This window comes from Colwellia sp. MB3u-55 (assembly GCF_014076785.1).
Classification (GTDB): Bacteria; Pseudomonadota; Gammaproteobacteria; order Enterobacterales; family Alteromonadaceae; genus Colwellia_A.
Window position 1 is genome coordinate 1 of the sequence record NZ_JACGUS010000125.1, and the last position, 409, is coordinate 409.

A 409-nucleotide genomic window follows, 5' to 3' on the forward strand; every position below is an offset into this window, starting at 1 on the left:
CAGTAACAATGTAAGTAATTACAGGCACAGCACCGTTGAAATTATCATTTGGTGTGAAGGTATAGCTACCGTCTGCATTTAAGATGAGTTCACCTTCAGCAAGGGTAACCGTATCACCTGCATTGTACGTATTTCCACCAACAGTAAAACTGGTGACAGTTAATGGTCCATCTGCACTTTCTGCGTTATCGAGGACATTGCCCGTGGCGGTTGTGTCTTCTGCAACAGAAACAGTTTCACTATCATCACTTAGATCAGACACTAGTGTCACTGAAATTGTTAAGGTAGAGTTCTGTGTATCACCAGCACCATCAGTAACGCTATAAGTAATAACAGGAACAGCACCGTTGAAATTATCATTAGGTGTGAAGGTATAACTACCATCGGTATTTAAAGTTAACTCACCTTC

General features: G+C 41.1%; 1 protein-coding gene. It reads right to left on the reverse strand.

Going from position 1 to position 409, the window contains the following annotated elements; genetic code table 11:
* On the reverse strand, positions 1 to 409 hold a 409-nt coding region (locus tag H4J66_RS19905), incomplete at both ends, for an Ig-like domain-containing protein (protein WP_182176647.1).